Genomic DNA, 23,806 nt, shown 5'->3' on the forward strand with positions numbered 1-23,806 from the left:
AACCGGCGCGCGTGTCCCGCCCGCTCACAGCTTCTCCTCCGACGCCTGGACGAACACCGCACCGCTGCCGCTCAGCTCCAACTGGAACGCCTCACCCGAGCCCCGCCCCACCATGTCGCGCCAGCCGAGCGCGGTGGAGAGCTTGTTCCGTACATCGCCGTGGTGGGCGACGTACGCCTGCGGGTCCACATGGACGTCCCGCCCCGGAGAGATCGGCACCTCGATCACGCCGCCGTGCGCCATCACCGTGACCGCGCCGTGGCCCTTGAGTGTGGTCGTGAAGAGCCCCTGACCGGTCACCTGACCGCGCACCATGCCCATCACGCCGCCCTGCGACCCCATGAACATCGTGCCCTGCCGGAGGGTGCCGTCGAAGGCGAGCAGCCGGTCCGCCTCCACGTACAGGGTGTCGCCCGCCAGGTTGATCACCTGGATGTGGTGGCCGCCGTGCCCGAACATCACCGTGCCGCTGCCCTCGACCGTCATCAGCGGGGTCGCCTCGTTGGCCACCCGCCGTCCGATCATCGACATCAGCCCGCCCTGGCCGCCCTGGATGTTCGGTGTGAAGCTGACCTCGCCCCGGTACGCGAGCATCGCGCCCCGCTGGCTGAACAGCTTCTGCCCGGGCGCCACCGTCGCCTCGACCATCTTCGAGTTGATCTCGCGGAACGGCATCAGACATCGCCCCCGATCGTGTTCCGCTCGCTCGGCTGCACATAGACCAGACCGTCGCCCTCGAAACGGATCTGGAAGGACTCGCCCGAGCCCTCGCCCATGAAGGTCCGGAAGTTCACCCCCGACTGGAACTTCTGCTGGAGGTTGCCCTGGTGCGCGATGTACGCACCGGGGTCGACGTACAGCGGGTACTGCGGTGCCACCCGCAGGACCACCGCCTCACCGTCCGACATGATCGCCGCCTGCCCCGTGCCCTCGACCGTGGTCGTGAACAAGCCATTTCCCGTCGCGCCCCCGCGCAGCCCCGTGAAGGCCGTGCCCGTCCGCAGTCCGGCGTCCGTGCAGAGGAGATTGCTCGCCTCGACATAGAGCTTGTCGCCGTGGAGCGAGACGAGGCTGATCTCGCTCGCCCGGTCGGCGAAGAAACACGTGCCCTGGCCTTTCACCTCCATCACGGTCATCTGTTCACCGGTGAGCCGGCGCGTCACCATCCCGCGCAGTCCGTCACCGCCCCCGGTCATCTTCTTGAAGGTCATCCGGCCGTCGTACGCGACCATCGAGCCGTTCTTCGCTTTCACGGCGTCGCCGGTCAGGTCGACGGCGAGCACCCTGCTGCCTTGCAGTCGGAACTGAGCCACGCGTCGACGGTATCCGGCGCCGCCGACCCGGAACAGGGCCCGTGCCCCCGACACGTCCCGGAACGGTCCCGGAGGCGACCCGACCCTGAGACGGGCCGCCCCACCCTGGCAGGGGCCGACCCGACCCGACCCGACCCGACCCCGACAGGAGGCGACCCGACCCCTGATAACGGTCGGGCAAAGCGGGGCTGTCACAATGAGGAAACGCTTGTGCGCGCATTCACAAGATCGTGTGCGCCACGGAGCGTGCTGCTCCTGCCCTCACGTTGCCCCGAAGACGAAGGTGCCTTCCTCGTGGACATCAAGACCGCCTCCTCCCTCCACCGCCTCCGCCTGGTCTCCGCGCCGGAGGCCGTCTCCTTCCTCCTGCTGCTCGTCTGCTCGGTCCTGAAGCGGACGACGGAGTTCAACGCGGTCCCCGTGATGGGTGCCGTCCACGGCCTGCTCTTCGTTCTCTACGTGATCTTCTGGCTGGACGCCTGGAACCGCACCAAGTGGTCCTTCGGCACGGCGGCCCTCTACTTCGTGCTCTCCGTCCTGCCCGCCGGCGGCTTCTTCGCCGAGCGCAAGCTCAAGCGCGCCGCCGACGACGCGGTCATCGCCTCCCGCGCCCGCCGCGAGGGTACGGTGAGCGCATGATCGTCGCCTTCTCCGTCTCGCCCCTCGGTGTCGGGGAGGACGTCGGCGAGTACGTCGCCGACGCCGTCCGCGTCGTCCGCGCCTCCGGACTGCCGAACCGTACGGACGCCATGTTCACCTCGATCGAGGGGGAGTGGGACGAGGTGATGGACGTGGTCAAGCGTGCCGTCGCCGCCGTCGAGGCCCGCGCCGGACGCGTCTCGCTCGTCCTCAAGGCCGACATCAGGCCCGGTGTCACGGACGGCCTCACCTCGAAGGTCGAGACGGTGGAGCGTCACCTTTCCGCCTGACGCGGCCTCTCCGCTCGGGGCCGTCTCTCCACCGGGCCCCGCCGCTCCGCCGGACGCGGCCTCCGTACGGGCGAACCCTCGAACGTATGGCCCCCCGCACGGACGCCTCCAGTCGACACGCCGGTAAATGTCCCCTTTTGTGGGGTCATTGACCGCGCGAGAACGCTGGAGGCATCGTGCGCCCGGAGAGCTTCGAGTACGACTACGACGTCCACAGCTGTCTGGCCGGCCCCCTCATGGAGCCGGGCCGGAAGACCGCCTACCGGGTGCAGTACCGGAGCCTGCTCTCGCGGGAACCGCGCCGAATACGTGCCGTCCTGCTGATGGCCCTGGCGCCGCTGCTCTCCGGGGTCCTCCTCGTCTACCTGGTCTGGCCCACCCACCGCACCGTCCGCGAGGGCGGCGACCGCTGGCTCATCGTCTTCGACCACGTGATGCTCGGCTCGATCGGGCTCATCGCCTTCTTCATGCTGGTCAACGTGGTCTCCGTGGCCCACGCCACGATGGTCGCCCAGGACCCGGTGCCGGTACCCGCCGAGACGGGCACCCGCGTCGCGTTCCTCACCACGTACGTCCCCGGCAAGGAACCGCTCGCCATGGTGCGGGACACCCTCGAAGGCGCCGGGCGCCTGCGCCACAGCGGCCCGCTCGACGTCTGGCTGCTCGACGAGGGCGACAGCCCCGCCGCCCGGGCGCTCTGCGCGGAGCTGGGCGTACGCCACTTCACCCGCCGCGGGGTGCCCGAGTGGAACCGCCCGAGCGGTGTGCACAAGGCCCGCACCAAGCACGGCAACTACAACGCCTGGATCGCGATGCACGGCGACGACTACGACTTCTTCGCCTCCGTCGACACCGACCACATACCGCTCCCCAACTTCCTGGAGCGGATGCTCGGTTACTTCCGCGACCCGGACATCGCCTTCGTCGTCGGCCCCCAGGTGTACGGGAACTACACCTCGCCGGTCACCAAGGCCGCCGAGTCCCAGCAGTTCCTCTTCCACGCGCTGATCCAGCGGGCCGGGAACCGCTACCGGGCGCCCATGTTCGTCGGCACCAACAACGCCGTACGGATCACCGCGCTCAAGCAGGCGGGCGGCCTGTACGACTCGATCACCGAGGACATGGCGACCGGTTTCGAGCTGCACCGCCGCAGGAACCCGCTCACGGGCCGGTTCTGGCGCTCCGTCTACACCCCCGACGTGCTCGCCGTCGGCGAGGGGCCCGCCTCCTGGACGGACTTCTTCACCCAGCAGCTGCGCTGGTCCAGGGGGACGTACGAAACCCTCTTCAAGCAGTACTGGAAGGCACCCTTCCGAGTGCCGCCGGGGCGGCTGTTCAGCTACACGATGATGCTCGTCTACTACCCGATGACCGCGGTCAACTGGTTCCTGGGCATCCTGAGCTGCGTCCTGTTCCTCTGCCTCGGCGCCTCCGGCACCCAGGTCTCCTCCTCGGTCCTGCTGATGCTCTACAGCGACGCCGCCGCCCTCCAGATAGGCCTCTACCTCTGGAACCGGCGCCACAACGTCTCGCCCCACGAGCCCGAGGGCTCCGGCGGACTCGCGGGGATGGCGATGTCCGCGCTCTCCGCGCCGATCTACCTCAAGTCGCTCGGGGCGGCCGTGCTGCGTACCCATGGCCGCTTCGTCGTCACCCCCAAGGGCGGTGAGGCCAGCCCCGACCGGCTGCTGACGTTCCGGGTGCACTTCTTCTGGGCCGGCGTGCTCGTCGCCTCGCTCCTCGCCTCCTTCCTCCTCGGCCACTCCCATGTGGCGATGCGCACCTGGGCCCTCCTGGCGCTCGCGACAGCGCTGGCCCCCGTCGCCGTCTGGGCGTGGACGGCCCGTCAGGAGCGCGCCGAGGCGGCACGGGCCGCGACGACCCTCATGGCCCTCGCGGCCCCCGAGACACGGCACGTCCCGCAGCCCGCGCCCCAGCCCGCGGCGGTGCCCGCGATCCCGCCCAAGACGACGACCGGAGGGAACTGAGAGATGCCCGAGCAGTACCGGCCCCGGCGCCGGCCGTCGAACAAGTTCAGGAAGACCCTGATGGGCGGGGGAGCGCTGGTGGTGCTCGTGGGCCTCAACGCCCCCGCGGCCGTCTCCTTCGCCCAGGAGAAGTACCACGCGTACAAGATCGCCCAGCCCGGCTACAAGCGGCAGTACGGCTCCTGGGAGCCCCTCGCCGTGCCCAAGGAGTACCGTACGAACGCGATCCACGCGGCCCTGCTGCACACCGGCAAGGTCCTGATCATCGCGGGCTCCGGCAACAACCAGAAGAAGTTCGACAAGGGGTCGTTCGACACGATCCTGTGGAACCCGGCCGACAACTCGTTCAAGAAGATCCCCACCCCGGAGGACTTCTTCTGCTCGGGCCATTCGCAGCTCCCCGACGGCCGGCTGCTGGTCGCGGGCGGCACGGCGCGCTACGAGGTGCTCGACGGCTCGATCGAGCGCGCGGGCGGCGGGATGCGCGTCAAGAACGAGAACCCGGACCGTGACCACACGTTCAGGAAAGGCACACGCTTCCGCTCCCCGTCGGGCGTCGAGTACATCAGCAAGTTCGATGTCACCGTCCCCAGGGCGAAGCGCGAGTTCAAGATCGCGTACGGGTCCGGCGGCCGGATGCTGCCCTGGAAGACCAAGATCACGGCCGGCGAGGCGCGCGTCTTCGTGGAGGCGGCGGAGAAGGGCCCGCGGGCGCTGACGACCCAGGCGGCGCAGTACCGGATCGTCGGCCTCAAGGGCAAGGACGCGGACAACCTCTACGGCCTCGCCCAGAAGATCACCACGGAGAAGCAGGACTTCCAGGGCATCAAGGCCGCGTACGAGTTCGACCCCAGGGCCGAGAAGTACATCCCCGTCGCCCCGATGAAGGAGGCCCGCTGGTACCCCACGCTGGTCACCCTGGAGGACGGCAAGGTGCTCGCCGTCTCGGGCCTGGACGACGTGGGCGCCGTACTCACCGGGGACAACGAGCTGTACGACCCGGAGACCAAGGAATGGTCCAAGGGCCCCACCCGCTACTTCCCGACCTATCCGGCGCTCTTCCTGACCAAGGGCGGCAAGCTCTTCTACTCCGGCTCCAACGCCGGGTACGGCCCCGCGGACCAGGGCCGCCAACCGGGGCTGTGGGACGTGAGGACCAACACGTTCACCGGGATCGGCGGGCTCACCGACCTCGACCAGACCGAGACCTCGGCGTCCCTGCTGCTGCCGCCCGTGCAGGACCAGCGGGTGATGGTGCTCGGCGGCGGCGGGGTCGGCGAGTCCTCCAAGGCCACCGCCCGTACGGCCGTGGTCGACCTGAAGGCGGACAACCCGGCCTTCCAGGAGGGCCCGAGGCTCCCGCAGGGCACCCGGTACCTGAGCAGCGTGCTGCTGCCGGACGACTCGGTGTTCACCACCGGCGGCTCCTCCGACTACCGGGGCCGCAGCGCCAGCGACATCCTGAAGGCGCAGTTCTACGACCCGAAGTCCAACACCTTCCGTCCGGCCGCCGACCCGACCGTGGGCCGCAACTACCACTCGGAGGCGCTGCTGCTGCCGGACGGCCGGGTGGTGACCTTCGGCTCCGACCCGCTCTTCGACGACGCGGACAACACCAAGCTCGGCACGTTCGAGCAGCGCGTGGAGATCTACACCCCGCCGTACCTCCAGGGCGACCGGGCCCAGCAGAAGCGCCCGAAGCTCGGCGGGGGCCCGCGGCAGGTCGGCGCGGACGGCCGGGCCACGTTCCGTACGGACCGCCCGGAGGCGATCGCCACGGCGCGGCTGATGCGCCCGAGCGCGGTCACGCACACGACGGACGTCGAGCAGCGCTCGGTGGATCTCACGATGGTGAAGACGAAGAACTCGGTGACGGTGGAGGTCCCCAAGGACCGCGCTCTGGTGCCGCCCGGCTGGTACATGCTCTTCGTCACGGACGCGGCGGGCGTCCCGTCCGAAGCCAAGTGGATCAAGGTGGAGTGAGCGCGGGCGGCGTTCGGCGCCAGAGGGAGACAGGGGGAGCCGGGGAGAGGATCGCCTCGTTGACAGGTCTGGTTAATGGGATTAGCTTTTAGCTAATGACGTTAGCCAGACCTGGAGGGATCATGACCGAGTACCTCGCCGTCGACGGCGGCACCCTCGCCTACGAGGTGGCGGGGGCGGCGGGTTCGGGCCCGCTGATCGTGCTCGCGCACGGCATGGGCGACAGTCGCGCCGCCTACCGCGCGGTGATCCCGCAGCTGGTGGCCGCGGGCCATCGGGTCGCCGCGGTCGATCTGCGCGGCTGCGGCGAGTCCAGCACCGACTGGCCGGCCTGGAGCCGCACCGCCCTCGCCGACGACCTGCTCGCCGTGATCCGCCACCTGGGCGGCCCCGCGGTGCTCGTCGGCCACTCGATCTCCGGCGGCGCCGCCACCATCGCCGCGGCGCGCGAGCCCTCCCTGGTCTCCGCGGTCGCCGAACTGGCGCCGTTCACCCGCAAGCAGTCCATCCGCCTCGGCGACCTGCGGGTACGGCGCTTCCGGCAGGGCATGCTGCGGCTGCTCGGCGCGGGGGTGCTCGGCAGCGCCGCGCTCTGGCGCTCGTACCTCGATGTGGCCTACCCCGGCGCGAAGCCCGCCGACTGGGCCGAGCGGCTCGGCCGTATCGACTCCCTGCTCCGCGAACCGGGCCGGATGAAGGCCTTCCAGGGCATGGGCCGCGCCGACCCGGCCGACGCCGGCGCGCGGCTCGGCGACGTCCGCTGCCCGGTCCTGGTCGTGATGGGCACGCTCGACCCCGACTGGACCGACCCGCACGCCGAGGGTTCGGCGATCGTCGACGCCCTGCGGCCCGGCCTCGGCCGCCTGGAGATGATCGAGGGCGCCGGCCACTACCCGCACGACCAGTTCCCCGACGAGGTGGTCTCCCTCCTGCTCGCCTTTCTCCGGTCGGAGACCGCCCGTGCCTAGGGCCGGCCTGGACCCGGCGGCCGTGGTCGCGGCCGGCGCCGACCTCGCCGACGAGGTGGGCCTCGCCCGCCTGACGATGGGACTGCTGGCCGAACGGGTGGGCGTGCGCACCCCGTCCCTCTACAAGCACGTGGGCGGCCTGGACGACCTCAACCGGCGCATCGCGGCCCTGGCGCTGAGCCAGGCCGCCGACGCCGTCGGCGGCGCCGCCCAGGGGTACGCGGGCCGCGACGCGCTGGTGGCCGCCGCGTCCGCCTTCCGCGCCTTCGTCCTGGAGCACCCCGGCCGGTACGCCGCGACGATCGGCGTGGAACCGACGGGACCGGACGACCCCATGGCCGCCGCGGCCCAGCGGCTGCTCGACGCGTTCTCGGCGGTCCTGCGCGGCTACGACATCGCGGAGCCCGACGTGGACCACGCCCTGCGCATGCTCCGCAGCCTCTGCCACGGCTTCGCCACGCTGCAGGTGGCGAACGGCTTCCAGTGGAGCGCCGACATCGACGAGAGCTTCGAGTGGCTGATCGCCTTCGCGGACCGGGGGCTGCGCGCCGCCGGACCCGAGCGCTGAGCCGGAGAGTCCGACGGGCGGTGAATCAGCCCCGGACCCGGGCGGTGAATCTCACCTCGACCAGCAGCTCGGGGAAGGCCAGCCGCGGGGTGCCGATCATGGTGCTCGCCACCTGCGGGTCCGGCCGGCCGTACGCTTCCTTGCGCACCGGCCCCGCCGCCGCGTCGGCCGCGTCGACATCGACCGCGTAGATGACTTCTTCGACGACATCGTCCAGTGATGCCCCGAAACGCCGCAGCAATTCCGCCGCGTTGGCATAGCACCGGCGCATCTGCTCGCCCGTGTTGGCGAAATCGGTGACCGATCCGGCTGCGTCGACCGGCGCGGGGGCGACGAGTTCCGTTCCGTCGTGGGCGACTTGGCCGGAGAGATAAATGGTGTCGCCGCGCCGGACCGCCTGAACGTATCCGTAACCCTTTTCCCAAGGGACTCCGAAGCTTTCGACCTGATCCGCGTCGCTCATGGCGCTCCGATCATCAGAAGTGAATTCCACCGGTACGGAAAAGACGATAGGAAGCCATGCCGGGGCGGGCCAGGCGCGGTTGTGCCAGCTACCGCAAGGATCGTGCCAGCACGGGGGTGCCCGGTCGGACGGTCGCGTACGTAGGGTGGACAGGAAGCGCGGAGGCGAGGGAGTCCACTTGCGGAACGGATCGCGGAACGGATCGCGGAATGGATCGCGGAATGGATGGGGAAACGGGGAGGGCGGGACGACGGTCGTCGCGATCCTCGCGGTACCGCGGGCGTATCCGCTCGACGTCAGCATTCCGGCCTATGTGTTCGGCCGGCATCCGGGCTATCGCGTCTTCGTCTGCGGAGATCGCGATCCGGCCCCGGCCCTTGACGCGGACGGCATGCCGTCGCGCGTCGACGTGGCCGCGGACATCAGGCCGACCCGCTCCCCCGCCGCTCTGGAGGAGGCCGATATCGTCGTGGTCCCGGGCTACGAGGACCTGAGTGTCCCCGTCCCGGAGGACCAGCTGACGGCGCTGCGGACAGCCGTCGAGCGGGGCGCGCGGGTCCTCGCCGTCTGCACGGGCGTATTCGCGCTCGCGGCCGTAGGGGCGCTGAACGGCAGGACGGCTACGACCTATTGGCGCAACATCGGTCAGCTCCGCGCCGGATACCCCGAGGTCGATGTCGTCGAGAACCGGCTCTTCGTCGAGGACGGGGCGGTCATCACCTCCGCCGGCGCGGGGTCGGGAATCGATGCCTGTCTCCACGTCGTCCAGACCGATTTCGGGACCACCGCCGCGGACGGCGTGGCGAAGGACGTCGTCTTCCCCGCCGCCCGCGGCCCGCACGAGCCGCAGTACACGGACGCGCCCACCCCTCCGCGCGCCGACCTGGGCGCGACACGGGAATGGGTACGGGAGAACATCGGATCGCCCGTCACCGTGCAGCGGATGGCGGACCACAGCCTGCTCTCACGGAGAACCCTCGTCCGGCGTTTTGTGAGCGAGACGGGAATGCCGCCCATGCAATGGGTCGCCGCGCAGCGGATTCTCGCTGCGCGCCGGCTCCTCGAAACATCCGACTGGTCCGTCGAGAGGGTCGCCGGAGCGGCGGGCTTCGGCACGGCCTCGAATTTCCGGAACCTTTTCCGGAGGGAAGTGGGAATGACACCGAGCGCCTACCGCAAGGCGCACGGCGGTTGAGGCGGGAAAAGGAGGGATCCGTCGCGCGCCAGCCCCGCGTGCTGCGTCAGCCCCGCGTGCTGCGTCAGCCCCGCGTGCTGCGTCAGCCCCGCGTGCTGCGTCAGCCCCGCGTGCTGCGTCAGCCCCGCATGCTGCGCCAGCTCCGCTTGCTGCGTCAGCCTTTCGCGCGGCGCGCCAGGCCCAGCGCGTACTCCGGCCACCAGGTGCCCGCCGCCGGGCCGCCACGGCACGGGCCGTCCGACTCGCCGGGGCGTTTGATCCAGAGGAACGCGTCGACCAGTTCGTTGCCGGTGTTCGTGGTCGGCGGGGTGCCCAGCGCGCGCCCCGGGGGGTTGCACCAGGCCTCGTCGCGGTTGCCGGGGAGCGGGCCCGCGCCGTTTCTGCTGGTGTCCACCGTGAAGTGGGTCTCGCCGAGCAGGCCGGCGAGCCGGGTCCCGTACGCCTTGACGGTTTCGTTCCTCTGGAAGTTGGACACGTTGAGCGAGAAACCGTCCGCCGCGCCGACCCCCGCCCGCTGGAGCGCGTCCGCGATCTTGGCCGGGTCGGAGATCCAGTCCGGGTTGCCGGCGTCCACGTAGACGCGGGTGTGCGGCTGCCGCTTCAGACGGCCGACCGCGTGGGTGAGGAGTTCGTACCGCTCGGCGTGGTGCTCGGACGGGGTGCAGCCGTCCGCGACATGCGGCACCGCGTCCGGCTCCAGTACGACGATGGCCTCGGCGTCGCCGATCGCCGCCGCGAAGCCGTCGATCCAGTCGCGGTAGGACTGCCCGTCGGGGGCGCCGCCCGCCGAGTAGAGCCCGCAGTCGCGGTGCGGGATGTTGTACGCGACGAAGACCGCCGTCCGCTTGCCGGCGGTCGCGCCCCGTACCGCCCGGCGGATCTGCGGCTCGGGGTTCTCGGCGGCGGGCCAGACGGCGACCGCGCGGTCCGCGATCCGCTTGAGCGCCTTCGCGTCGGCCGAACGCCCCTCCTGCTCCCACCGGCTGACCTGCTGGGCCGCGTCGCTGTCCGGGTCGATCCAGAAGGGTGACGCCGCCGTCGGGGCCGCCTCGCCCTGGACCGCCGGGGCCGTCCGCGCGGCGCGCGTCACCGGCGCCTCGGGCCGGGGCGCGGACGGGGCGCAGCTCACGAGCGCGGCGAGGGTGAGCAGGGCCGCGACGACGGTCGTCGGCGCGGGACGCGCGCGGCGCGACGACTGCGGTGACGACGGCTGCGGTGACGACGACGGCGACGGCGACGACGAAGACGGTGATTGCGGTCTGCGGCCGGACATCCAGGCCCCTCGGAAGTCGACTGGGCGGCGATGGGAATGGCAAGACCGGCATATCGTTACATAGCGCTCAATCGGTTGTGCTCTGCGACACCGGGGCGGACACCGACGCCGACAGCGAAGCCGAAGCCGTCGCCGACAGCGTGATGCCGAGCGGCGTCCGCTCGTACAGCACCTGGTGCCCGTACCGCCGCGACGTCAGCAGCCCCGCCCCGCGCAGCGCCGACAGATGCGCCGACACCGAGGACGGGGCCAGTCCCAGCAGCCGCGCGAGCGCCGTCGTCCCGGACGGCTCGTCCAGCGCGCACAGCACGTCCGCCCGCGCCCGGCCCAGCAGCCGGGCCAGTGCGTCGGGGGTACGGTCCGACGGCCGCGTCCACAGGCCGCCGATGCCGCGCACCGGATAGATCACGGCCGGCTGCCACGGCGGCAGATAGCCGCTGACCACGCGCGGCCAGGAGAACACACTCGGCATCAGGACCAGCCCCTCGCCGCCGAGTACCCGCGTGTGGCTGCCGTTGGTTCCCGTGATCGTCAGCGTGGAGCCGTCCGTCCAGGAGAGCTGCGGACTCAGCTCCCCCAGCAGCCCCTGGAGACCGTTCTCCGCCAACCGCCGCGAGTGGTACGCCACATCGGCCTCCAGCAGGGTGCGCAGCCGGGGCCACTCCGGCTCCACCAACTCGTGCCACACCCGCTCCAGCAGCCCGGCCAGCCTCCGTACCGCCCCCACCGGATCCGCCGCCATCGCCCGGCCCTCGGGGCTCGCCGCGCCGCGCGGGGTGTCGGCGAGCGCCAGCGTGATGTCGGTTCTGACCAGCTCCGGATCGGTGGCGCGGACGGCCGCGATCTCCTCCTCGAAGGTGGGGAGGGGAACCGACGGCGGGCGGCTCAGGAAGTCCGGGTTGTGCCCGTGCTCGGGCATCAGGAGATGCAGCGGCGCGAGATCGATCCCCGCCACCGCCGCCCGGATCCGGCGCAGCCACGGCAGGTGGTACCCGTGTCGCTCGGGGCGCGCGAGGGTGCGTACCGCCTCCTGCGTCTCCCAGAGCGGCGACACGGCGAACCGGCAGCGGAGCAGATCGCTCTCGTCGAAGTGGAGCTGGAACGGCATCGTGCGGGCGGCCTCCCCTCGTTCGGTCCGAAGGCCCCGGTACCTCCGGTGGCCGACTCCCCTGCCCTCCGGAGGCTCCTGTCGCCCGGAGGCTCCTGTCCTTCCGGACCGTGCGGGCCGCCGAAGATTCGGACTCGTCCGAATGTCTGTGGCCGGGGCTTCTACCCCGTCAGTCTGCCCCCATGCCCCAGCACGCTCCCCGTGGGTACGGCGCCGTCTTCGCCGTCCGTGAGTTCCGGTTCGTCTTCGCCGCGCACCTCCTCTCGCTCCTCGGCGTGGTCGTCAGCGAGATCGCGCTGACCTTCCTCGTCTACGACCTCACCGGATCCCCGCTGCTCAGCGCCCTCACCTTCGCCCTCGGGCTGCTCCCGTACCTCGTCGGCGGGACCCTCCTCGCCGGGGTCGCCGACCGCTACCCCGCCCGCCGGGTGCTGGTGGTCTGCGATCTGCTCTGCGCCCTCTGCGTGGGGGTGATGGTGCTGCCCGGCACGCCGATCGCCGGGCTGCTGGCCCTGCGCTGCGCCGTCGCCGCGATCGCGCCCGTCTTCACCGGGACCAGGATGGCCGCGCTGACCGACATCCTCGGCGAGGGCGATCTGTACGTACTCGGCCGCTCCCTGCTGCGGATCGTCTCGCAGAGCGCGCAGCTCGCCGGGTTCGGGCTGGGCGGGGTGCTGCTCGCCGTCGTGCCCGCGCGCGGCGCGATCTGCGTCACGGCGGTCACGTTCCTCTGCTCGGCCGCGCTGCTGCGCTTCGGGACGGCCGACCGCCCGCCCCACGCCACCGCACGTTCGGGTTACGCCGGGGCCGCCGGGCCGGCGGGCCGTCACGGCGGCTCCCTGCTGCGGGAATCACTCGGCGGCGCCCGGCTGCTGCTGGGCGACCGGCGTACGCGGGCGCTGCTGCTGCTCTTCTGGCTCCCCGCGATGTTCGTCGTCGCGCCCGAGGCCCTGGCCGCCCCGTACGCGGACTCCCTCGGGCTCGGCCCGGCGGCACTGGGGCTGATGATGTGCGCGATGCCCGTGGGGCACATCGTGGCGGAGCTGTACGTCGGTACGGTGCTCTCCCCGCGCGCCCGCTCCCGCGTCGTCCTGCCGGGCGCCGCCCTCGGACTGCTGCCCCTGCTGGTGTACGGGGCCGAGCCCGGCCTCGGCTGGGCGCTGGCCGCGCTCGCGCTGTCCGGGGCGGCGGCCGCGTATGTCATCGGCCTCGACCAGTGGTTCGTCGCGGCGGTCCCCGAGGAGCTGCGCGGCCGGGCGATGACGCTGCTCACGGCCGGTCTGATGACGCTCCAGGGGCTCGGCATGGCGGCGGCGGGAGCGGCCGCCGAGTTCCTTCCCGTACATCAGGTGGTGGCCGGGGCGGGCGCGCTCGGCACGCTCTGCTGCCTCGTCCTGGTACGGGAGGCCCACCGCACCGGGCCGCACGGCACGGCGACGGAGGCGCGCGGACGGACGGGCCGCCCCCGGCGGAGCCGGCCCCGCCGCAGGCGGCGGAGCGTACGCCCGAAGGGCGAGACGGTGCTGACCCGCGAGTAACCAGTGGGTAAGGTCGACGGCGTGTCCAAGCCGCTCAGCCTGCCTTTCGACCCCATCGCGCGCGCCGACGAACTCTGGCAGCAGCGCTGGGGACCCGTTCCCTCCATGGGCGCGATCACCTCGATCATGCGTGCCCATCAGATCCTGCTCGCCGGGGTGGACGCCGTCGTCAAGCCGTACGGCCTCACCTTCGCCCGGTACGAGGCGCTGGTGCTGCTCACCTTCTCCAAGGCCGGCGAACTGCCGATGTCCAAGATCGGTGAGCGGCTGATGGTCCACCCGACCTCCGTCACCAACACCGTGGACCGGCTGGTGACCGCCGGTCTCGTCGACAAACGGCCCAACCCCAACGACGGACGCGGCACGCTCGCCTCCATCACGGACAAGGGCCGCGAGGTGGTGGAGGCCGCCACCCTCGACCTGATGGAGATGGACTTCGGACTCGGTGTCTACGACGCGGAGGAGTGCGCGGAGATCTTCGCGATGCTGCGCCCGCTGCGGGTGGCCGCCCAGGACTTCGAGGACTGAGTACGGGGGAGGGGCGCCGGAAGATCGCCCCTTGTGCCCGGTTAGGCTCAGCCGTATGAAGTCGAATGTGCTGTCCCGCTACCGGGTGATGGCGTACGTCACCGCCGTATGGCTGCTGGTCTTCACCGTGGCGATCATCCTGAAGTACGGGTTCGATACCGGCAACACGATGGTGATCTCGCAGATCCACGGTGTGCTCTTCATCATCTACGTGATCTTCGCCTTCGATCTGGGCTCCAAGGCGAAGTGGTCGTTCGGCAAGCTGCTGTGGGTGCTCGCCGCCGGCTGCATCCCCGTCGCGTCGTTCTTCGTCGAGCCGAAGATCACCCGTGAGATCCAGCCCCTGCTGACCGACCGCGCCCCGGAGACCGCGAAGGCGTAGCGCGTCGAAGGCGTAGCGCCTCTGCGGTCGGCCGACCGGCCGGCCGATCCGCTGATCTCGCTCACCCGGCTCACCGGCCGCCCGCACTCGTTGCCGGCGGCCGTTCTGTCTGTGTTCCTCCGCCTTCGTTCGCCGCTCCCTCTGTGATTTCGGCATCGTTCCTCCCCTCGTCCCCCTGCCGTCATCGACATTTACTTGGACGTCCTAGTAAATTGGTCGTATGAACGCTGACGCCATCGAGGAGGGCCGCCGGCGCTGGCAGGCCCGGTACGACAAGGCCCGCAAGCGTGACGCGGACTTCACGACACTCTCCGGGGACCCCGTGGACCCGGTCTACGGGCCCCGGCCCGGCGACACCTACGAAGGCTTCGAACGGATCGGCTGGCCCGGGGAGTACCCGTACACCCGCGGCCTGCACGCGACCGGCTACCGCGGCCGGACCTGGACCATCCGCCAGTTCGCCGGCTTCGGCAACGCACAGCAGACGAACGAGCGCTACAAGATGATCCTGGCGGCGGGCGGCGGCGGGCTCTCCGTCGCCTTCGACATGCCCACACTCATGGGCCGCGACTCCGACGACCCCCGCTCGCTCGGCGAGGTCGGCCACTGCGGGGTCGCCATCGACTCGGCCGCCGACATGGAGATCCTCTTCGCGGACATCCCGCTCGCCGACGTCACCACCTCGATGACGATCAGCGGCCCCGCCGTCCCCGTCTTCTGCATGTACCTGGTGGCGGCGGAGCGCCAGGGCATCGACCCGGGCGTCCTCAACGGGACCCTTCAGACCGACATCTTCAAGGAGTACATCGCCCAGAAGGAGTGGCTGTTCCAGCCCGAGCCGCATCTGCGGCTGATCGGCGACCTCATGGAGCACTGCGCCACCACCATCCCCGCGTACAAGCCGCTCTCCGTCTCCGGCTACCACATCCGTGAGGCGGGCGCGACGGCCGCGCAGGAGCTCGCGTACACCCTCGCGGACGGCTTCGGCTACGTGGAGCTGGGGCTCAGCCGGGGGATGGACATCGACACCTTCGCGCCGGGGCTCTCCTTCTTCTTCGACGCCCATCTCGACTTCTTCGAGGAGATCGCCAAGTTCCGCGCGGCCCGGCGGATCTGGGCGCGCTGGATGAGGGAGGTGTACGGGGCGCGCACCGACAAGGCGCAGTGGCTGCGCTTCCACACCCAGACCGCGGGCGTCTCGCTCACCGCGCAGCAGCCGTACAACAACGTCGTACGGACGGCGGCGCAGGCGCTGGCGGCCGTCCTCGGCGGCACGAACTCCCTGCACACCAACGCGCTCGACGAGACCCTCGCCCTGCCCAGCGAGCAGGCCGCCGAGATCGCGCTGCGCACACAGCAGGTGCTCATGGAGGAGACGGGGGTCGTCAACGTGGCGGACCCGCTCGGCGGCTCCTGGTACGTCGAGCAGCTCACCGACCGGATCGAGGCCGACGCCGAGAAGATCTTCGAGCAGATCAAGGAGCGCGGCCTGCGGGCCCATCCGGACGGCCGTCACCCGATCGGCCCCGTCACCTCGGGCATTCTGCGCGGCATAGAGGACGGCTGGTTCACCGGCGAGATCGCCGAATCCGCGTTCCAGTACCAGCGGGCGCTGGAGAAGGGCGACAAGCGGGTCGTGGGCGTCAACGTCCACCACGGCTCGGTCACCGGCGACCTGGAGATCCTGCGGGTCAGCCACGAGGTCGAGCGGGACCAGGTCCAGGTCCTGGCGGCGCGCAGGGCCGCGCGGGACGACGCGCGGGTGCGCACGGCGCTGGCGGCCATGCTGACGGCGGCGCGCGACGGCTCCAACATGATCGCCCCCATGCTGGAGGCGGTACGGGCGGAGGCGACGCTCGGCGAGATCTGCGACGCGCTGCGGGACGAGTGGGGGACGTACACCGAACCGCCCGGCTTCTAGGGAGCGCCGGTCGCCCGTTTTTACGGCTCCAGGGGTGCGGTTCACGGCCCCAGGGGTGCGGCGTTCACTCGTGCGGGTGAATTACCTCGGAGTGAGAGCTAAAATAGGTGGTATGGCCACCGAGGAGTCCTCCGGGGAGTTCCCCGACTCCCTCGCGGACGCGCTGGCAGGAGTCCAGCGCACGATCCGGCGGCGGCTGCGCGGCCCCATGGCGGCCGCGCCGCTGCGCGGGACCCAGGTCGAGCTGCTGCGGCTGGTCGCGGCGTGCCCGGGGATCCGGGTGTCGGACGCCGCCAAGGAGCTGTGGCTCGCGGGCAACTCGGTCTCCACCCTGGTCAACCAGCTCGTGGCGGCCGGATGCGTGCGCCGGGAGACCGACCCGGCCGACCGGCGCTCCACGCTGCTGCTGCCCACCCCGGCCGGCGCGGCCCGGCTCAGCGACTGGCGGGCGCGCCGTTCCGCTCTCGTACGGGAGGAAGTGGCGCGGCTGACGGACGAGGACCGCGAGGCCCTGGCGGCGGCCCTCCCGGCGCTGCGCAGACTCGCGCGCAACCTCCACGGGGAACCCGAGGAACCCGGGGGAGGGGGAGAACCCGGGGGAGGGGAAAAGAAGGAGGACATATGAGCGACACCCCCGATTCCGGCGCCCCGTCCGCCGTGCGGTGCGAAGGGCTCGCCTACTCCTTCGGCGAGACCAAGGCCGTCGCCGAGCTCGACCTCTCGGTCGTCGCGGGCGAGGTCTTCGGACTGCTCGGGCCGAACGGCGCGGGCAAGACCACCGCGATCCGCTGCATCACCACGCTCCTGCCCGTCCCCGCGGGCATGGTCCGGGTCTTCGGGCACGACGCGGCGAAGGAGAAGATGGCCGTCCGGAGGCTGCTCGGGTACGTACCGCAGCAGCTCTCGGCCGACGCCGCGCTGACGGGCCGCGAGAACGTGACCCTGTTCGCCCGTGTCTTCGACGTACCGCGCCGCGAGCGGGCCGAGCGCGTCACGCAGGCCCTGGAGGCCGTCGGCCTGACCGGCTCCGCCGACCGGATGACCAAGACGTACTCCGGCGGCATGATCCGCCGTCTCGAACTCGCGCAGGCCCTGGTCAGCGCGCCCCGGCTGCTCATGCTCGACGAGCCGACGATCGGCCTCGACCCGATCGCCCGCACCAGTGTGTGGGAGCACATCAACGCCGTACGGCATGCCACCGGCATGACCGTCCTCGTCACCACGCACTACATGGACGAGGCCGATCAGTACTGCGACCGGGTCGCGCTGATGCACCGCGGGCGCGTGCACGCCCTCGGCACCCCCGACGAACTGCGGGCCGACCTGCGCGCCCGCCGCGTGGCCGGGGGCACCGCGGGGCGGGGGGACCCCGTACCGACGCTGGAGGACGTCTTCCGGGACGTCGCCGGCAGCGGTCTGGACGAAGAGGGAGGCGACTTCCGTGATGTCAGGTCGACCCGCCGCACCGCGTCCCGCGTCGGCTGAGACGGTCGAGCGCGCGGGCACGGGCCCGGACTCAGGCCCCGATCCCGGGCGGTTCGCCCTGCTGCTGGCCCCGCCGAAGGCCCGTACCGGCTGGCGGGTGCTGCCCGCCCGGGTGGTCGCGATGTGCGTCGTGGAGCTCCAGAAGCTGCGCCACGACCAGACCGAGCTGTACACCCGCGCCGTCCAGCCCGCGCTCTGGCTGCTGATCTTCGGCGAGACGTTCACCCGGATCAAGGCCATCCCGACCGGCGGCATCCCGTACATCGACTATCTCGCGCCCGGCATCATCGCCCAGTCCGCGATGTTCATCGCGATCTTCTACGGGATCATGATCATCTGGGAGCGAGATGCGGGCATCCTGACCAAACTCCTGGTCACGCCCACCCCGAGAGCCGCGCTGATCAGCGGCAAGGCGTTCGCGTCCGGGGTGAAGGCGCTGATCCAGGCGGTCGTGGTGATCGTCATCGCGGCGGCGCTCGGGGTGGGGCTCACCTGGAACCCGCTGCGGCTGCTCGGAGTGGCCGTCGCGGTGATCCTCGGCTCGGCCTTCTTCTCCTGTCTGTCCATGACGATCGCCGGGATCGTGCTGACCCGCGACCGGCTGATGGGCATCGGGCAGGCCATCACGATGCCGCTGTTCTTCGCCTCGAACGCCCTCTACCCCGTGGCGATCATGCCCGGCTGGCTCCAGACGGTCAGCCGGATCAACCCGCTGAGCTACCAGGTCGACGCCCTGCGCGGGCTGTTGCTCGGCACGCCCTCGCATCTCGCCCTGGATTACGGGGTGCTGCTGGGGGCGGCGGTGCTGGGAATCGCGGCGGCCTCGTCACTGCTGGGCCGACTGGCGAGGTGACCCGGGGGTGGGGGACCCCGGGGTCAGGCCGTTCAGCAGCAGTGCCGTGAACGTGCGGGCCCACTCCTCGTCCGCCGGTTCCGCGCTCACCAGTGTGCGGTGGACCACCGCGCCGGCGATCACGTCGAAGATCAGGTCCGCCGTGCGTGCCGCCGTCGCGGTGTCCGGTTCACGGGGGAGTTCGCCGCGGGCCTGGGCGCGCTCGCGGCCCAGCAGCACCAGGCGTTTCTGGCGGTCGACGATCGAGGTCCGGATGCGCCGCCGCAGCGCCTCGTCCCGGGTGGACTCCGCGACCAGCGCCATGAGGGACGTCTTGTTCTCCGGCCGCTCCAGCAGCGCCGCGAACTGGAGGACGGCGCTCTCGACATCGGCGGCCAGGCTGCCCCGGTCGGCGAGTTCCATCCCGTCGAAGAGGACCGCGACGGCGTCCAGGACCAGCTCGTTCTTGGACGGCCAGCGCCGGTAGAGCGTCGTCTTGGCCACGCCCGCGCGGGTCGCGACATCGCCCATCGTCAGCTTCGTCCAGCCCAGCTCGCCCAGGGCCGCCCGGGTCGCCTCCAGGATCGCGGCGTCGGCCTCGGTGCTGCGCGGGCGGCCCCCGCGCGGCCCGGAGTGGCTCTCGCCGTGTCCGGGGCGGCCGTCGCCGCCTCTGTCCGCGCACATGCCGCGACCATACCGGCCGGTAGGGGTGTGAGCCGCCTCACCGGGGGAGCCTGTACACGTCGCTGACGCGCCGGTTACGCTACGACCCGTAGCGGAAGCCGTACGCGACCGGTACGCGGCCGGAGTACGACCTGCGTGCGGCCGGTGCGGGGCGGGTCCGGGCCCGGTGCGCGGCCGGAGTCGGCCCACCGCTTTTCTCAAGTGCGCGCGGAGGGGGGAGGATGTACTCATGCAGCCTAGGAACATGTCCATGAGCGGCGTCGTCGACCTCGCCGCGGTGAAGGCGGCCGGTGAGGCCAAGGCGAAGGCGGAACAGGCCCGCGCCGAAGCCGCCCGGCAGGGCGGCACCGGCGCCGTACCCCCGTCCAGCCTGGTCATCGACGTCGATGAAGCCGGCTTCGAGCGCGATGTCCTCCAGCGTTCCACCGAGGTCCCGGTCGTCATCGACTTCTGGGCCGAGTGGTGCGAACCGTGCAAGCAGCTCAGCCCCGTACTGGAGCGGCTGGCCCGCGAGTACAACGGCCGGTTCGTTCTCGCCAAGATCGATGTCGACGCCAACCAGATGCTGATGCAGCAGTTCGGGATCCAGGGCATCCCCGCGGTCTTCGCCGTGGTGGCCGGGCAGGCGCTGCCGCTCTTCCAGGGCGCCGCCCCGGAGACCCAGATCCGTCAGACGCTGGACCAGCTCATCCAGGTCGGTGAGGAGCGCTTCGGGCTCACCGGAATCGCGGTCGACGCGAACGCCGAGGGCGTGGGCGACGACGGCGCGGAGCAGGAGGACGCCGTACCGGAAGGGCCGTACGACGCCCTGCTGGAGACGGCCGTACAGGCGCTGGACGCCAATGACTTCCCCGCCGCCGTCGAGGCGTACCGCAGTGTCCTGGCCGACGACCCGGGCAACCCCGAGGCCAAGCTCGGCCTCGCCCAGGCCGAACTGCTCGCGCGGGTCCAGGGGATGGACCAGGCGCAGGTGCGCAAGGACGCGGCGGACCGGCCGGCCGATGTGCCGGCGCAGATCGCCGCCGCCGACCTGGACCTGGTCGGCGGGCATGTGGAGGACGCGTTCGGCCGGCTCGTGGAGGCCGTGCGCCGTACGGCCGGTGACGACCGGGAGGCGGCCCGGGTCCGGCTGCTGGAGCTGTTCGAGGTGATCGGCGGGGACGACCCGAGAGTGACCGCGGCGCGGTCGGCCCTCGCCCGGGTCCTCTTCTGATTCCAGGGTGTTGACGTGTCCGGTCCGGCCGTCCCGTACGGCGGGACGGCCGACAGGCCGAGCACGGAGTCTGCCGTCCCGTACGGCGGGAGGGCCGACTCCGTGGTCACGCTGCGGATTTGGCAACACGTCAACAAAACGGCAACAGGAGACACGCTTTACCAAAACTTGGTAAAAGCAGCTACTGTTACCCACAGTAAATCAACTCCCTTGCTCTGTCCCGCTATGGGGGGCAATCGCCGCTTGTGACGCATCGGTGCGCGGCACCCTGTGTGGTCGCGCGGTACCGCCTGGTCGCGTACCGGTTATCAGGCCGTTACTAGCCAGTAACGAACCCCCTTGTGTCATCAGCGGGAATGCACCACGATCGGCGACGCTCGGTCCATTTCCGTATCAGCACGGCAGCCAGTCGCGCCCTCGGTCCGTGGGTCCCCACCGAGCGGTCCGGCGGCAGCGCCGCCGGCCCGGACAGGGGGGTTCCTGCCCACCCGGCAGGGCCTGTCCAGAGGTTGCGCGAACGCGTGGCCAGTGGTTGTCGCTCGGGGGTGATCGCCGGTGATTTCGGACGCGGTTGACGCCTCCGGAGCAGGCGCTCTCCTTCCCGAGGACGTAGCACTTCTCCCATCCCAGGACGGGCTCCCACCCGATCCGGAGATGTACGTCCGAGAAGGAGGACATTCATGGAGTCCCAAGTTCGTGGCGGGACCAGATGGAGGCGGTTCGCCGTCGTCATGGTGCCGAGTGTGGCCGCGACGGCAGCGATAGGTGTCGCGCTGGCACAGGGCGCACTCGCCGCCTCGTTCAGTGTGTCGGGCCAGAGCTTCAAGGTCAGCGCGGACCAGCTGGTCGGCTACGACTTCATTCAGTACGGCAGCATCGACGCGGGCACGGACCTCAAGGGGAACAAGACGGCCCACCCGGTCGCCGTCTCCGGGTTCAGCTCGGCCACGATCACCAACATGTGCCAGTCGGTGGTCACGCCGGACGTGCCGATCTTCGGCTCCGTCAGCCTGGAGCTGCGGGCCGGCACGAACGCGACGAATCCGGTCAAGGCGACCAACATCTACATCGACATCGCCCAACTGGACGCGGAAAACGCCAAGTTCGAGAACATCGACATCGGTGTGGCGGCCGGCGACAAGAGCAACAAGACCGGCATCAACCCCGGTGACCAGGCCAACGAGTTCGGCTTCGGCCAGCGTTCGAGCAAGGCCACGTTCACCAAGGTGGAGCAGACGGCATGGGCGACCACAGCCGGCACCTTCACGCTGAGCAATCTGAGCCTGAAGCTGCACAAGGGCGTCAAGGAGTGCTACTAGGCACCGCCCGGGCGGGCGGGCTCCGGCACGGCAGGGGCCCGTCCGCCCACTCCGAACTCTTTCTCACGGCAACACCGGTACCAGGGAGCTGTTTTCCATGAGCGCCGAGTCTTCAGATCCCCGAGGCTCCTCGGATTCCCCCGGTTCTCCCGGCCCATTCACGTACTGGCGCCTGCGCTTCCGGGCCTGGCGCGGTACCCGGCCCTTCTGGGCGGGGCTGTTCACGTTGCTCAGCGGGCTGCCGATCGCGTACTTCCCCTACGCGGAAGTGAAGATCGGGGCTCTCACCCTGGCGATGGCGACGACGGCCGGCGCCGGGTCGCTGATCATCGGCGTACTGCTGGTGACACTCGGTCTGACGATGTGGTTCCACGCCATCGTCAGGGTGTTCGCGGGCGTCGCCACGATCCTGCTGGCCCTGGTGTCGCTCCCGGTCTCCAACCTCGGTGGCTTTGTCGTCGGTTTCCTGCTCGCCCTGCTCGGCGGCGCGCTCTCGATCTCCTGGATGCCCGGCGTACCGGCCGCTCCCGACGCCGAGCAGCGCACTCCCCAGGGGGAGCACGGGCCGGACGGCGCCGGTGAACGCTCCCCCTTCCCCGGTTCGCGGGGCGGGGAGGACCCGAACGTGACGGAAACGACTGCCCACGCCAACGGCGGGAGGAACAGTGCGGGGTGACGACGCTCAGCGCAACGCGGTCGGTGGCGATGGTCCCAGGGTGAGAAAGGGGCCGCGGCACGCGGCTCCCAAGAAGTCCCTTCTGACGAAGTTCCAGATACCCGCCGGCAAGGCGATGGCCCTGGCGGCGATGCCGACGGCGGTCTTCGTGGGGATGGGGCTGACCCCGCGGCTCGCGATGGCCGAGGGCAGCGACGACATCCCCTTCGCACCGGGCCCGTGCGTGACCCGCTCGGACGAACCGTCCGCCTCGGCGTCGGAGACGCCCTCGCCGTCGCCGTCCGCGACGAAGCCGGGCGAGGACGCGGACGCGGAGAAGCCCGGCACGTCCCCGTCGCCCTCGGCCTCGGACACCGCGGAGGCCGAGCCGGGTCCGTCGGCGTCGGAGCCCGGCTCCGGCGGCGGGGGCGGCGAGAACGACGCCCAGCGGCCCGTCGACCCGGAGCCGACGGACGGCGCGGGCTCCACCGCCACGCCCGCCCCGTCGGAGTCCACCAACCCGCTGGACCCGCTGGGGCTGGGTGACGCGCTGGGCGACCTCCTCGGGGTGTCCGGCAAGGAGAAGGAGAAGGAGAAGGACAAGGAGAAGGACGAGAAGGAGAAGGACGAGGACGCTACGGGCAGCCCCTCGCCGGACGCCGACTCCTCCGCGAAGGGGAAAGCCGAGGACGAGAAGGACAAGGACGAGAAGGACGAGAAGGACGAGAGCGGGAAGGACGGCTCGGCCAAGGACGACGACTCCAGGGCCGCCGACTCCCCCTCGGACGACTCCGCCTCGGGCGACGACGAGAACGCGAAGGCCACGAAGGACGCGATCGAGGAAGCGGCCCGGAAGGCCGGCGCCGAGGTCGAGGAGCTCGACGACGACGCCAAAGGGCTCACGGCCCGCGAGGACGACGACATCCCGGCGGGCGCGAACGGCAAGGAACCCTTCCCCTGCCCGACGGCCGACCCCGATGCCCTCGCCGCGGCCACGGAGGAGCCGGGTCTCCCGCTGCTCCCCGACGACCCCTGGACGCTGCACAGTTCGCTGCTGACGCTGAACGGTCTCGACTACAAGGGCATCGTCGAGGTACGGACCTACAGCGGCAAGGTCAAGAAGGTCCTGAAGTTCACGGCCTCGTCCCTGGACATCAAGGATCTGAACCAGACCGTCGTCTACCCCCAGGGCCGTACCGCCCATGTGGAGACGACACCGGGCTCCACGTCGACCATCCGCGACGGCGAGGTGACGATGTACACGGAGGAGCTGAAGGGCAACCTCTTCGGCCTGATCCCGATCACCTTCAGCCCGCAGACCCCGCCCCCGCTGAACGTCCCCTTCGCCTTCTTCACGGACGTCAAGGTCACCCAGGCAGGCCAGTTCGGCGGCACCCTGACCCTCGACGGCCTGCGTAACTACATCACCGGCTGACCCCGGGCCTCCCGTTCCGGATCCCG

General features: G+C 70.9%; 24 protein-coding genes. 18 read left to right on the forward strand and 6 right to left on the reverse strand.

Annotated features, from left to right (window positions below; translation table 11 throughout):
* Nucleotides 1-24: 24 nt before the first annotated feature.
* Both ACFXKG_RS26810 and ACFXKG_RS26815 read right to left on the reverse strand, forming a co-directional pair.
* Nucleotides 25-675 carry an AIM24 family protein gene (locus ACFXKG_RS26810; RefSeq protein WP_384844106.1) on the reverse strand — a complete coding sequence of 217 codons (651 nt, stop codon included), beginning with the start codon at nt 673-675 and terminating at the stop codon, nt 25-27.
* Nucleotides 675-1,313, reverse strand: coding sequence for an AIM24 family protein (locus ACFXKG_RS26815; RefSeq protein WP_384844109.1), 639 nt, complete (start codon nt 1,311-1,313; stop codon nt 675-677). Before ACFXKG_RS26815 ends, ACFXKG_RS26810 begins: the two co-directional genes overlap by 1 nt.
* Before the next feature lie 294 nt (nt 1,314-1,607).
* Here ACFXKG_RS26815 and ACFXKG_RS26820 point away from each other — a divergent pair, with 294 nt between their 5' ends.
* The 6 genes from ACFXKG_RS26820 (at nt 1,608) to ACFXKG_RS26845 (ending at nt 7,749) form a co-directional block, all read left to right on the forward strand.
* Entirely contained in the window at nt 1,608-1,952 is a 345-nt protein-coding gene (locus ACFXKG_RS26820) for a DUF3817 domain-containing protein (protein WP_382892855.1), read from the forward strand.
* Complete coding sequence (locus tag ACFXKG_RS26825; RefSeq protein WP_365811444.1) at nt 1,949-2,242, forward strand: MTH1187 family thiamine-binding protein; 294 nt, start codon at nt 1,949-1,951, stop codon at nt 2,240-2,242. Before ACFXKG_RS26820 ends, ACFXKG_RS26825 begins: the two co-directional genes overlap by 4 nt.
* A 236-nt stretch (nt 2,243-2,478) precedes the next feature.
* Complete coding sequence (locus tag ACFXKG_RS26830; RefSeq protein WP_384844268.1) at nt 2,479-4,230, forward strand: glycosyltransferase family 2 protein; 1,752 nt, start codon at nt 2,479-2,481, stop codon at nt 4,228-4,230.
* A 3-nt stretch (nt 4,231-4,233) separates the two neighbouring features.
* Entirely contained in the window at nt 4,234-6,213 is a 1,980-nt protein-coding gene (locus ACFXKG_RS26835) for a galactose oxidase-like domain-containing protein (protein ID WP_384844113.1), read from the forward strand.
* Between the two features lie 122 nt (nt 6,214-6,335).
* Nucleotides 6,336-7,181, forward strand: a complete 846-nt coding sequence (locus tag ACFXKG_RS26840) for an alpha/beta fold hydrolase (protein ID WP_384844116.1) — start codon at nt 6,336-6,338, stop codon at nt 7,179-7,181.
* Between the two features lie 22 nt (nt 7,182-7,203).
* Nucleotides 7,204-7,749, forward strand: coding sequence for a TetR-like C-terminal domain-containing protein (locus tag ACFXKG_RS26845; protein ID WP_384844271.1), 546 nt, complete (start codon nt 7,204-7,206; stop codon nt 7,747-7,749).
* A 25-nt stretch (nt 7,750-7,774) separates the two neighbouring features.
* On the opposite strand, the gene ACFXKG_RS26850 is transcribed toward ACFXKG_RS26845, so the two are convergent.
* Nucleotides 7,775-8,212, reverse strand: coding sequence for a Rid family hydrolase (locus ACFXKG_RS26850; protein ID WP_384844119.1), 438 nt, complete (start codon nt 8,210-8,212; stop codon nt 7,775-7,777).
* Nucleotides 8,213-8,390: 178 nt separating this feature from the next.
* Between ACFXKG_RS26850 and ACFXKG_RS26855 the strand changes: the two genes are divergently transcribed.
* Nucleotides 8,391-9,407, forward strand: a complete 1,017-nt coding sequence (locus ACFXKG_RS26855) for a GlxA family transcriptional regulator (RefSeq protein WP_384844122.1) — start codon at nt 8,391-8,393, stop codon at nt 9,405-9,407.
* A 154-nt stretch (nt 9,408-9,561) separates the two neighbouring features.
* Here the strand turns inward: ACFXKG_RS26855 and ACFXKG_RS26860 are convergent, their stop codons facing one another.
* Nucleotides 9,562-10,680 carry a glycoside hydrolase family 6 protein gene (locus ACFXKG_RS26860; protein WP_384844125.1) on the reverse strand — a complete coding sequence of 373 codons (1,119 nt, stop codon included), beginning with the start codon at nt 10,678-10,680 and terminating at the stop codon, nt 9,562-9,564.
* A 67-nt stretch (nt 10,681-10,747) separates the two neighbouring features.
* Nucleotides 10,748-11,788 (reverse strand): DUF5937 family protein, encoded by a 1,041-nt coding sequence (locus tag ACFXKG_RS26865; RefSeq protein ID WP_384844128.1) that lies wholly within the window; start codon nt 11,786-11,788, stop codon nt 10,748-10,750.
* A 182-nt stretch (nt 11,789-11,970) separates the two neighbouring features.
* On the opposite strand from ACFXKG_RS26865, the gene ACFXKG_RS26870 reads away from it, so the two are divergent.
* The 7 genes from ACFXKG_RS26870 (at nt 11,971) to ACFXKG_RS26900 (ending at nt 18,495) form a co-directional block, all read left to right on the forward strand.
* The gene (locus tag ACFXKG_RS26870) at nt 11,971-13,326 is read left to right on the forward strand and encodes an MFS transporter (RefSeq protein ID WP_384844131.1); all 1,356 of its coding nucleotides are present in this window, start codon (nt 11,971-11,973) and stop codon (nt 13,324-13,326) included.
* Nucleotides 13,327-13,347: 21 nt separating this feature from the next.
* Nucleotides 13,348-13,854, forward strand: a complete 507-nt coding sequence (locus ACFXKG_RS26875) for a MarR family transcriptional regulator (protein WP_365811456.1) — start codon at nt 13,348-13,350, stop codon at nt 13,852-13,854.
* 55 nt (nt 13,855-13,909) lie between these two features.
* Nucleotides 13,910-14,236, forward strand: a complete 327-nt coding sequence (locus ACFXKG_RS26880) for a DUF3817 domain-containing protein (RefSeq protein ID WP_384844135.1) — start codon at nt 13,910-13,912, stop codon at nt 14,234-14,236.
* A 220-nt stretch (nt 14,237-14,456) separates the two neighbouring features.
* Nucleotides 14,457-16,157 carry a methylmalonyl-CoA mutase gene (locus ACFXKG_RS26885; RefSeq protein ID WP_384844138.1) on the forward strand — a complete coding sequence of 567 codons (1,701 nt, stop codon included), beginning with the start codon at nt 14,457-14,459 and terminating at the stop codon, nt 16,155-16,157.
* 112 nt (nt 16,158-16,269) lie between these two features.
* Nucleotides 16,270-16,782, forward strand: a complete 513-nt coding sequence (locus ACFXKG_RS26890; protein ID WP_384844141.1) for a MarR family winged helix-turn-helix transcriptional regulator — start codon at nt 16,270-16,272, stop codon at nt 16,780-16,782.
* Complete coding sequence (locus ACFXKG_RS26895) at nt 16,779-17,642, forward strand: ABC transporter ATP-binding protein (RefSeq protein ID WP_384844144.1); 864 nt, start codon at nt 16,779-16,781, stop codon at nt 17,640-17,642. The genes ACFXKG_RS26890 and ACFXKG_RS26895 overlap by 4 nt, the downstream gene beginning before the upstream one ends.
* Entirely contained in the window at nt 17,602-18,495 is an 894-nt protein-coding gene (locus ACFXKG_RS26900) for an ABC transporter permease (protein WP_384844147.1), read from the forward strand. Before ACFXKG_RS26895 ends, ACFXKG_RS26900 begins: the two co-directional genes overlap by 41 nt.
* Here ACFXKG_RS26900 and ACFXKG_RS26905 read toward each other — a convergent pair.
* On the reverse strand, nt 18,469-19,158 hold the full coding sequence (locus ACFXKG_RS26905) for a TetR/AcrR family transcriptional regulator (protein ID WP_384844150.1): 690 nt from the start codon (nt 19,156-19,158) through the stop codon (nt 18,469-18,471). The two genes, ACFXKG_RS26900 and ACFXKG_RS26905, sit on opposite strands and share 27 nt — an antisense overlap.
* Before the next feature lie 229 nt (nt 19,159-19,387).
* Here ACFXKG_RS26905 and ACFXKG_RS26910 point away from each other — a divergent pair, with 229 nt between their 5' ends.
* The 4 genes from ACFXKG_RS26910 (at nt 19,388) to ACFXKG_RS26925 (ending at nt 23,780) form a co-directional block, all read left to right on the forward strand.
* Complete coding sequence (locus tag ACFXKG_RS26910; protein ID WP_384844153.1) at nt 19,388-20,371, forward strand: tetratricopeptide repeat protein; 984 nt, start codon at nt 19,388-19,390, stop codon at nt 20,369-20,371.
* A gap of 680 nt (nt 20,372-21,051) precedes the next feature.
* On the forward strand, nt 21,052-21,690 hold the full coding sequence (locus tag ACFXKG_RS26915; protein ID WP_384844155.1) for a DUF6230 family protein: 639 nt from the start codon (nt 21,052-21,054) through the stop codon (nt 21,688-21,690).
* Nucleotides 21,691-21,787: 97 nt separating this feature from the next.
* Nucleotides 21,788-22,366 (forward strand): DUF6114 domain-containing protein, encoded by a 579-nt coding sequence (locus tag ACFXKG_RS26920; RefSeq protein ID WP_384844158.1) that lies wholly within the window; start codon nt 21,788-21,790, stop codon nt 22,364-22,366.
* On the forward strand, nt 22,356-23,780 hold the full coding sequence (locus tag ACFXKG_RS26925; protein ID WP_384844161.1) for a hypothetical protein: 1,425 nt from the start codon (nt 22,356-22,358) through the stop codon (nt 23,778-23,780). Before ACFXKG_RS26920 ends, ACFXKG_RS26925 begins: the two co-directional genes overlap by 11 nt.
* The last annotated feature ends 26 nt before the right edge of the window (nt 23,781-23,806 follow it).

Source organism: Streptomyces sp. NPDC059255, assembly GCF_042752355.1.
GTDB lineage: Bacteria > Actinomycetota > Actinomycetes > Streptomycetales > Streptomycetaceae > Streptomyces.